At 64.1% G+C, this 9,002-nt stretch carries 10 protein-coding genes; 3 read left to right on the top strand and 7 right to left on the bottom strand.

Annotation, left to right across the window (positions count from 1 at the left end):
• Positions 1-160: 160 nt before the first annotated feature.
• The 4 genes from OU426_RS08175 to OU426_RS08160 form a co-directional block, all read right to left on the bottom strand.
• Positions 161-400 carry a F0F1 ATP synthase subunit C gene (locus OU426_RS08175; protein ID WP_105514294.1) on the bottom strand — a complete coding sequence of 80 codons (240 nt, stop codon included), beginning with the start codon at positions 398-400 and terminating at the stop codon, positions 161-163.
• 47 nt (positions 401-447) lie between these two features.
• On the bottom strand, positions 448-1,215 hold the full coding sequence (locus OU426_RS08170; RefSeq protein WP_267633452.1) for a F0F1 ATP synthase subunit A: 768 nt from the start codon (positions 1,213-1,215) through the stop codon (positions 448-450).
• Positions 1,199-1,555 (bottom strand): AtpZ/AtpI family protein, encoded by a 357-nt coding sequence (locus tag OU426_RS08165; protein WP_267633451.1) that lies wholly within the window; start codon positions 1,553-1,555, stop codon positions 1,199-1,201. Before OU426_RS08165 ends, OU426_RS08170 begins: the two co-directional genes overlap by 17 nt.
• 181 nt (positions 1,556-1,736) lie before the next feature.
• On the bottom strand, positions 1,737-2,660 hold the full coding sequence (locus OU426_RS08160; RefSeq protein ID WP_267633450.1) for a DMT family transporter: 924 nt from the start codon (positions 2,658-2,660) through the stop codon (positions 1,737-1,739).
• A gap of 156 nt (positions 2,661-2,816) precedes the next feature.
• Here OU426_RS08160 and OU426_RS08155 point away from each other — a divergent pair, with 156 nt between their 5' ends.
• Genes OU426_RS08155 through OU426_RS08145 form a run of 3 tightly spaced genes read left to right on the top strand, consistent with a single transcriptional unit; the run spans position 2,817 to position 4,440 of the window.
• The gene (locus OU426_RS08155; protein WP_267633449.1) at positions 2,817-3,146 is read left to right on the top strand and encodes an ArsR/SmtB family transcription factor; all 330 of its coding nucleotides are present in this window, start codon (positions 2,817-2,819) and stop codon (positions 3,144-3,146) included.
• Positions 3,147-3,190: 44 nt separating this feature from the next.
• Positions 3,191-3,958 (top strand): tRNA pseudouridine(38-40) synthase TruA, encoded by a 768-nt coding sequence (gene truA / locus OU426_RS08150; RefSeq protein WP_267633448.1) that lies wholly within the window; start codon positions 3,191-3,193, stop codon positions 3,956-3,958.
• Complete coding sequence (locus OU426_RS08145) at positions 3,955-4,440, top strand: HugZ family pyridoxamine 5'-phosphate oxidase (protein WP_267633447.1); 486 nt, start codon at positions 3,955-3,957, stop codon at positions 4,438-4,440. Before truA ends, OU426_RS08145 begins: the two co-directional genes overlap by 4 nt.
• Positions 4,441-4,459: 19 nt before the next feature.
• On the opposite strand, the gene OU426_RS08140 is transcribed toward OU426_RS08145, so the two are convergent.
• The 3 genes from OU426_RS08140 to OU426_RS08130 all read right to left on the bottom strand — a co-directional run bounded on the left by OU426_RS08140 (position 4,460) and on the right by OU426_RS08130 (position 8,978).
• Positions 4,460-6,757 (bottom strand): glycosyl hydrolase family 28-related protein, encoded by a 2,298-nt coding sequence (locus OU426_RS08140; RefSeq protein WP_267633446.1) that lies wholly within the window; start codon positions 6,755-6,757, stop codon positions 4,460-4,462.
• A gap of 152 nt (positions 6,758-6,909) precedes the next feature.
• Complete coding sequence (locus tag OU426_RS08135) at positions 6,910-7,308, bottom strand: DUF4864 domain-containing protein (protein WP_267633445.1); 399 nt, start codon at positions 7,306-7,308, stop codon at positions 6,910-6,912.
• Between the two features lie 89 nt (positions 7,309-7,397).
• On the bottom strand, positions 7,398-8,978 hold the full coding sequence (locus OU426_RS08130) for a lysine--tRNA ligase (protein WP_267633444.1): 1,581 nt from the start codon (positions 8,976-8,978) through the stop codon (positions 7,398-7,400).
• Between the last annotated feature and the right edge of the window lie 24 nt (positions 8,979-9,002).

Here is a 9,002-nt window from a genome sequence, read left to right as displayed (position 1 = left end):
GGCGGCGTCCGCGGCGTGGCCAACGGCCTCGGCGGTGCCTTCAGCGACGTCGGTCGCGGTGGTTGTGGTATTGGCCATTCTTTCCCCCGGAGATGCTCTTTACCTTCGCGGGCGGGTACGCGAACGCCCCCGCCCGGCCGTAAGGATCAGTCGCTCAGGATCAGACGGCGAACATCAGAAGAAGCGCGACGAGGAACGAGAAGATCCCGAGCGCTTCGGCGAAGGCGATGCCGATGAAGAGGGTCGCGGTCTGGCCAGCGGCGGCCGAGGGGTTGCGAAGCGCGCCAGCGAGGAAGTTGCCGGCAACATTGCCCACCCCCATCGCCGAGCCGCCCATGCCGATGCAAGCAAGGCCGGCGCCGATGAATTTGCCGAGAGCGGCAGCAGCTGCGATTTCCATGTGTATCTCCTTACGGTTGGATAGTGCAGTTGAGATTGTGACCGATGTCAGTGGCCCGGATGCAGCGCATCGCGGAGGTAGACGCAGGTCAGGATGGTGAAGACATAGGCCTGAATGAAGGCCACGAGAATTTCGAGCGCATACATCGCGACGATCGCGAGGATCGACAGCGGCGTCACCGCATAGCCCACCGCCGAGAAGAGGACGAGCGGCGCGAAGGCGGCGAACACTTTGATAACCGCGTGACCGGCCATCATGTTGCCCGCAAGACGGATGGAGTGGCTGACGGGGCGCACGAAGTAGGAAATCAGCTCGATCACCGCGAGGATCGGGCGCAGCGCCAAGGGCGCCGACGAGACCCAGAAAAGCCCGAGGAAATGCAGCCCGTTCTTGGCGAAGCCAAGGATGGTGACGAAGAGGAAGACCATGACCGCCATCACCGCCGTGACCGCCACGTGCGAGGTGGTGGTGAAGGCGCCGGGCAATAGCCCGAGGAAGTTCGAGAAGGCGATGAAGACGAAGAGCGTGAAGATATAGGGGAAATATTTCACACCATCATGGCCGGTCACATCCTCGACCATCTTGTAGACGAACCCATAGGCCAGTTCCGCGATCGACTGCATCCGGCCCGGCACGACCGAGCGCTTTGCGGTGCCCAGAACGAAGAGAACGATCACGCAAAGAACCGCGATGGCCATCCACAGCGTGACGTTGGTGATCGAGAAGGCGCTCAGCGCATCGCCGAACAGCGGCCCGACCTTGAACTGGTCCATCGGGTGGAACGTAAGGCCCTGGGCTTCAGTCTCGGCTGCCATCTTTTTCCCCTTCAGTCCGGGCGTCGCCGCCCGCGTTTCGTTCCATGTTCCGCTTCTGGAACTCGCCCGCCGTGCGCATCATCACCCGCACCCCGGCCGCAAAGCCCAGCAATGTGAAAACCACCAGAGCCCAGGGAAGCGTCCCCAGAAGGCGGTCTAGCCCGTATCCGATGGCCGCGCCGATCCCGAGCCCCGAGACCAGTTCGATCACCATGCGCCAGCCAAGGTCGGCGGCGCCAAAATCCTTCACCACCCGAGGCTCCGGTTTCCCGGATTTTTTCAGGGCCTCGATGCGTTTTTCCAGATCCTTCAGACGAACGGGATCGGGACCTTCCTGCATGGTTCGGCCTTTCGCGGCAGTCGGCGCGGGTCTAGACGGCTGGGGGGGATGAGTCAACGGGGAATATCAAGCGCTCAATGACTCGTAAGGCGATGATTTCATTGATGTTCAATCGGGATCATTTTGTTCCGCGAGACGGCGATCGGGCCGCGCGCCCCGCTTTTCGGCAGGACCGCGATATTCAACTATCCGGTTGATCTTTCGCCGCACCCGCCAGCGCGCGCCCAAGGCCAAGCCAGCCGAAGAGCCGCCCGTCGATCATCAAAAGACCCGCGAAGATCACCGCCATCCCTGCAAGATGCTCCCACAGCACCGGCTCGCCCAGCACATGGGCCCCAAGCGCGACCGCAGAAACCGGGGCGACGAAAGTGACGGTGGAGGTGGCGGTGGCGCCCGCGCGGGCGAGAAGCCAGTAGAACAGCGTGAAGCCGACCGAGGTCAGAAGAAGTCCGACGATCAGCAGCGCGCCCCAGGTTTCCGGTCGCTCGATCCGGGGAAGGCCTTCGGCAAGAAGCGCGAACGGCATGATGAACAGCGCGGCCCCGCTCAAGGACCAGGCCGCCAGCAGCGCCGGATCAAGCGTGCGGAAACGGCGGGCGAGATTGGTGGCGATGCCGTAACAGACCGGCGCGAGCAGTGCCGTCAGGATCGCCCAGAGGGCGGGCATCTGCCCCGCGCTCAGATAGGGCCAGGACAGAAGCGCGATCCCGGCAAAGCCGGTCGCAACGCCCGCGGCGCGCGCCGCCGTCGCCCGCTCTCCCCCCGGCCAGAGATGCGAAACGATGACGACCAGAACCGGCGTCATCGCATTCACGATCCCGGCGACCCCGCTTGGCAGGTGACGCTGCGCAACCGGGTAGAGCGCGAAGGGAATGGCAAAGAAGACGATACCCAGAAGGAAGAGGCCGCCGACGGTGCGCGGCGAAAGGCGTAGGGCACGCCCGCTGATCCAGACCCAGACCCAGCAGCCCATCGCGCCCACGCCCACCCGGCCGAGCGAGACGGTCAGCGGCCCAAGCTCGCGCAGAAGGACCGCATTCATCAGAAACGACCCGCCCCACAGGATGCCGAGCGTCAGGATCAATAGCCAATAGCGTATGGGCATCGCGCACCTCCGGGTCCCGACACTCAATCCCGGCCGCCCCGCCCCGTCCACCCGAAACCTGCGCATCCCTGATGGCGATTTGTGCGCCGGCCGATCACCGGCACGAATGACCGCGCGCCACTTCCGTGACAGCCCGCCGGGCGCTAAGCTCGCGCCATGACGCTCGACCTCATCTTCGCGGCCCTCGCCGACCCGACGCGCCGGGCGATCCTGACCATGCTTCTTGAAGACGACATGGCGGTGACCGACGTCGCCCATCCGTTCGACATGTCGCTGGCCGCGATATCGAAACATCTGAAGGTGCTGGCCGAGGCGGGCCTCATCGCACAGGAACGGCGCGGAAGGGTGATCTGGTGCAAGCTCCTGCCCGACGCGATGCGCGCGGCCACCGTCTGGATCGCGGGCTTCGGCATGTTCGAGGCGCTGGATCTCGACGCGTTCGAACGGTTTCTGGAAGAAGAGATCGCGCCCGAACCCTCGGAGTGACGCGTGCCGTTGCCCCTGTCGCCGTGCCGCGTTAGGGAAAGTCCATGCCCCGCTATGCCCTGAAGATCGAATATCACGGCGGCCCGTTCTCGGGCTGGCAGCGCCAGGCTGGCCAGCCCTCGGTGCAGGAAGCGATCGAGACCGCGCTGCGCAAACTCGAACCCGACGCGGGCCCGATCCACGGCGCTGGCCGCACTGACGCCGGCGTCCATGCCACCGGGCAGGTCGCCCATGCAGAACTCGCGAAAGACTGGGACCCGTTCCGTCTGTCCGAGGCACTGAATTTTCACCTGAAACCCGCGCCGGTCTCGATCCTTGCCGCCGCCCGGGTGGCTGACGATTTCCACGCCCGCTTCTCCGCCACCGAACGGCGCTATCTCTTCCGCCTCCTCTCGCGCCGCGCCCCCGCGACGCATGACAAGGGGCTCGTCTGGCAGGTCCAGCACCCGCTCGACCTAACCGCGATGCGCGAAGGTGCCGCCCATCTGGTCGGGCGGCACGATTTCACCACCTTCCGCTCGACGCTTTGCCAGGCCGACAGCCCGGTGAAGACCCTCGACGCGATCGAGATCGATGCCCATCCCGTGCCGCATGGCACCGAGTTCCGCTTTCGCCTGCGCGCCCGCAGCTTCCTGCACAATCAGGTCCGCTCGATCGTCGGAACGCTCGAACGTGTGGGCGCCGGGGGCTGGGCGCCCTCAGACGTCCGCGCGGCGCTTGAGGCACGCGACCGCGCCGCCTGCGGCCCGGTCTCCCCGCCCTCGGGCCTTTATCTCACCCATGTGAGCTATCCCGAGGATCCGTTCCGGTGAGTACCCGCGCTGATCCCGTCCTGCCCGCCGACGATGCCGCCCGCGCGCTGGCCCGGTCCCTTTGGCAGGGTGCAAAGACCGCGGCGCTGGCCTTCACTGACCCCGCGACCGGCGCCCCGATGATCGCCCGTGTGGGCTTTGGCCTTGCCGCGGACGGGACTGGCCTCACACTCGTCTCAGACCTCGCCCAGCATACGCGTGCCTTGCGCGCCGAGCCGCGCGCCGCGCTTCTTCTGGGCGAACCCGGCCCGAAGGGCGATCCGCTGAACAGCCCCCGCCTCTCGGTCGCCGTCACCGCCCGCTTCGCAGTACCCGAAGACCGCGCAACCCTGCGCGCTTCCTGGCTCGCCCGCCACCCCAAGGCCAAACTCTACGTCGATTTCGCCGACTTCCACTTCGTCCGCTTCGACGTCACCGAGGCCTTCCTCAACGGCGGTTTCGGCCGCGCCTACCGGATCGCGGCCGAAGACCTGCACGGTTGACCGGATCAAGGCGGCCTGATCAAAGCGGATTATCCATCCGGACCCGCATGTGAAGCCGCCCTTTGGAGGCCTGTGGCCACACGACCCTCACCTCATTCTTGTTCGTGCCCTGCTCGAACTGCAGATAAGGCATCTCAGCCCTGATCTCGCCCACCGGCCCGGTGATCGCCCCTTCGGCGCAGATCGATTCGACATTCCGCGCCCAACCGCCGAACGGCAGGAACGCCCCCGGCTGCGCGGTCCAGACCGTCGCAGCCGTTGCCTGATCGTGGGCGTAAAGTACCGGGTTCTCGACATTCTGGGTCACGCTGTTGAAGCTGTTGCCGGTGAACAGGACATTGCGCATCCGACTACGATCAAGATCGGCGAAGGTCGTGTCTACGCCTTCAACCCGATCGATCACACCGTTCAGCGCACGGAAGACATTGCCCGACACATTGAGCCCCTGGACGAAATGACCCGCACCGTAGGGCTTGATGCTGATCCAGCGGAACCAGGGGGCCACATCGTTGCAGGTGAAGGTGTTGCCGGTAACGGTCAGCCCGCCGAATGAGAACTGGTTCACGAACGCGGGATTGGACTCGTATTCGTTCGTCCACTCGACGAAACTGTTGTCGATGTAATTCCCGGTGATCGTCGACTTCAGGTTGGTATTGGCAAAGACCAGACCCGCGACCCTCAGCCCCTGGGTCTCGTTGTCGCCCTGAAACCAGTGATTGCCCACCACCAGGTGACCCGAACCGGCAAGCACGCCGAAATGGCGGAAATGGACCACGCGGTTCTCGCGCACCTTCACGTCGTTGGCGTTCACATTGAACACGATCGACGTCCGATCCTGCGAGCGCAGCGCGGATTCATTCGACAGGAACTGGCAGCGGTCGATCAGCATCCCCTGGCAGCCGTTCCCGATCGAAGTGATGCCGCGATCCTTCGGCGCGGTGATGAAACAGTCCCGCATCTGGAAGATGCCGCCGCTCGGCGCCAGCATCACGCCGCTCGCCTGGCCATTGCACTGGATGTCGATGTCGTCGAGGATCATCTTCTCAAGCTGCGCGAAGCCAGAGAAATCCAGCACATATTTGAACCGCGTGAACGTGTAGGTCTGGGTCCCCGGTGCGCCATAGAGCGGCTGGCTCAGCGTCAGCGTTCCATTGCCCACATTCTTCGCCGTCACATAGACCTCGCGCCCGACGCCCGCGCCGGTCACCAGCGCGCCCACCGGCACATTGGCTATATTGGCGACCGCGCTCAGGGTCTTGGCGTTCCCTGTCGAATAGCTCGCTTGAGAGGTCACGACCGTCGGCGTCCAGGCCGCGCCCGAAATCACGTTGAACTGCCCGTTGCGGATCACGCGGCGCGTGTTGAACGTGGTCTTGTTGTTGACCGCCGCCTGCATGTCGATCGGCGCCGTCACCTCGACCCGTCGCCCGCCGAGGTCGAGCGCATCATGGTCGGCGAAATTCAAAAGCGCCTGAAAAGCCTTCTTGAAACCCAGCTCCTCGCTGCCGAAGGCCTCGGCATAAAGCGGCAGGTTGAACCCGCGCGTCAGCGCCAGCCGCTTGTCGACCGGCATGGTGACCGTGCCCTCGAAGCGGCAATCGGAATCGATCTGCACATCGTTCGCCAGCCGGAACGTCCCCTTGGAAAACAGAACCGTCCGCCCGGTCGCCAGCGCATCGGCATCCGCAGCCTCGACCGCCGCGCTGTCGTCGGTGACTCCGTCGCCCTTGGCCCCATAATCACGCACATCGACCCAGTCCATCATCGTCCTGAGGAAGGCCTCGGTGATATCCTCGATGATGATGTCATCGACACGTACCACACCGCCCGTCGCCCCGGTCAGGTCGATGCCGAAATGACCAAGCGTCGCGGTCGTGCCCCAGCTCATGTCGACGCCCTGACGGAACCCGATGCCGATGATCGCGCTCACCGTCTCGACCCGGCCATAGGCGGTCAGCGCCAAAGACGGTCCGACTTCGACGACGCCGGTAAGGTGTGTCGAGGCATTGACGCCCGCCCAGGCCGCGATCCGGACCGAGGGCAGGTTGCCGCTCATCGCCTTCACCTTCGCCGTCACCCGCAGATAGCAACCCGGCAGGATCGGGGTATCGCCCTTGTAGCGCAGGCTCATCGTCACCGAATTCTTCTGCATTTCCAGGCAACTGCCAAAATCCTGATCGGCAGGCACCAGTGCTGCATCGGCAAAGCCCTGATAGGTGGGCGAGCCCGGCGTTCCGTCCGTCCGCGACCATTGCGACAACCCCGCCTCGAACGGCGCGGGCATCAGGACGATCCCATCGGTGATGACCTTGTTCATTCACGACCCCTTCATGGTTCAAATTCGGCCGGCACGAAGGGGACCGTTCGCCCCGAGGGGCGTCCAACCACAGCTCTGCCGGAAACGGGGCACGGCCCCTGCCCTTCCGGAATAGCCGAGAGACTTAAGAAATCGCTAAAGGGGGCGTGCGCTCAGGCTCCGACGCTCTGATCCTCGACCGGCCAGACGCCGTTGATCCGCCAGGACCCGTCGATCAGGACCATCTCGTAATCGAAATAGCGGATCGCCCCGTCCGCCCCCCGCACCTCGACCCGCTCCAACAGGCGCCCGCCTGCTTCGCGCAGCCCCAGATAGCGGACGCGCTCGGCCCCCAAGATCGCCGGATAGCCGCCCTCGACCATGCGCCCGAAATTCTCCGCCGAGCCAAAGACCTGACGGATGAAGGGCGAGGCAAAGCCAAAGGCCGCCTCGACGTCCCCGGCCCGGAAGGCCTCAAACTGGCCGCCGATGACCGCCTCAATCTCGGCATCCTGCGCACAGGCGCCCGATGCCAGCACTCCCACCACCAGGGCAAACACCCATCGACGCATCGCCGCCTCCCTCGTTTCATATCGAGGATACGGCAAAACAGCCGGAAAAGTTGCCGGTCGCGATCAGATTTTCGCGACCAGCTTATGGATCAAGCGACAAGTTCTCCGGCCAGAGCCCGATCGATCAGCGCCACCGTCTCTGCCACGCCGTAAAGCGCGATGAACCCGCCGAAGCGCGGCCCCTGGCTCGCGCCCAGCAGCACCTCGTACAGCGCCGTGAACCAGTCGCGCAGGGGTTCGAACTGATGCGCGGTGCCGACGGCAAAGACCATGGTCTGCAAGGCCTCCGCGTCCAAGCCCCCCTCCCAGACCTTCAGCCGCGCAACCAGATCCTCCATCGCCGCGCGCTCCTTGTCGGAAGGCAGACGGAACACCCGTCCCGGCGCCACGAAAGCGTTGAAATAGCGCACGGCGAACTCCGCCGCCTGATCCAGCTGCGGGTTCTTCTCCGGGCTCGCCTCGGGCGCATAATTGCGGATGAAGCCCCAAAGACCCGCCTTGTCCTTCGCGCCCGCGACCGATGCCAGGTTCAGAAGCATGGCGAAGGACACGACCATATCCGACGCCGGCGGCTTGCCACCATGGATATGCCAGACCGGGTTCGCCAGTTGCTGATCGACCGTCTGCGCCGGGAAGGCATTCAGCTGCTGGTGATATTCATCCACCGCCTTGGGGATCACATCCCACCAGAGCCGCTTCGCCGTCTTGGGCTTCTGATACATGAAATAGCCCAAGGACTCCGTCGCCGCATAGGTCAGCCATTCGTCGATCGTCAGGCCATTGCCCTTCGATTTCGATATCTTCTGACCCTGCTCATCCAGGAACAGCTCATAGGTGAAATGCTCCGGCTTCCGCCCGCCCAGAACCTCGCAGATCCCGTCATAGATCGGCGTATTTGTGCTGTGGTCCTTGCCGTACATCTCGAAATCGACGTCCAGAGCCGCCCAGCGCGCGCCGAAATCCGGCTTCCACTGCAGCTTCACATTGCCGCCCGTCACCGGCAGCGTCCATTCGCGCCCCGTCTCGTCGTCGAAGGTGATCGTATGGTTCACCTTGTCCACATGCTTCATCGGCACATAGAGCACCCGCCCCGTCTCGGGATGAATCGGCAGGAAACAGGAATAGGTCTGCTGGCGCTCCTCGCGAAGCGACGCCAGCATGATCTCCATGATCGCCTCGTACCGCTCGGCAGCCAGCCGCAAGGTATCGTCAAACTGCCCCGACTTGTAGAACTCGGTCGCCGAGATGAACTCGTACTCAAACCCGAACGTATCAAGGAACCGCCGCAGCATCGCATTGTTGTGGTGGCCAAAGCTCTCATATTCCCCGAACGGATCGGGGACCGAGGTCAGGGGCCGCTGCAGGTTCTCGCGCAGCATCTCCTGCTGCGGCACATTGTCCGGCACCTTCCGCATCCCGTCCACATCGTCGGAGAAACAGAAAAGCCGCGTCGGAATGTCCGAGATGATCTCGAACGCGCGGCGGATCATCGTGGTGCGCTGCACCTCGCCGAACGTACCGATATGCGGCAGACCCGAGGGGCCATAGCCGGTTTCAAACAGCACATATCCCTTCTTCGGCGGCGCCTTTTCATACCGTTTCAGCACCCGGCGCGCTTCTTCAAAAGGCCAGGCTTTCGAATTCATCGCAGCATCGCGGAGCGTCGTCATGGTCGCACACTTTCAAAGGTTGGA

Source organism: Frigidibacter sp. RF13, assembly GCF_026626305.1.
Classification (GTDB): domain Bacteria; phylum Pseudomonadota; class Alphaproteobacteria; order Rhodobacterales; family Rhodobacteraceae; genus TMP-24.
The sequence above is the reverse complement of the archived record's forward strand: the minus strand, read 5'-3'. Positions and strand labels throughout refer to the sequence as shown.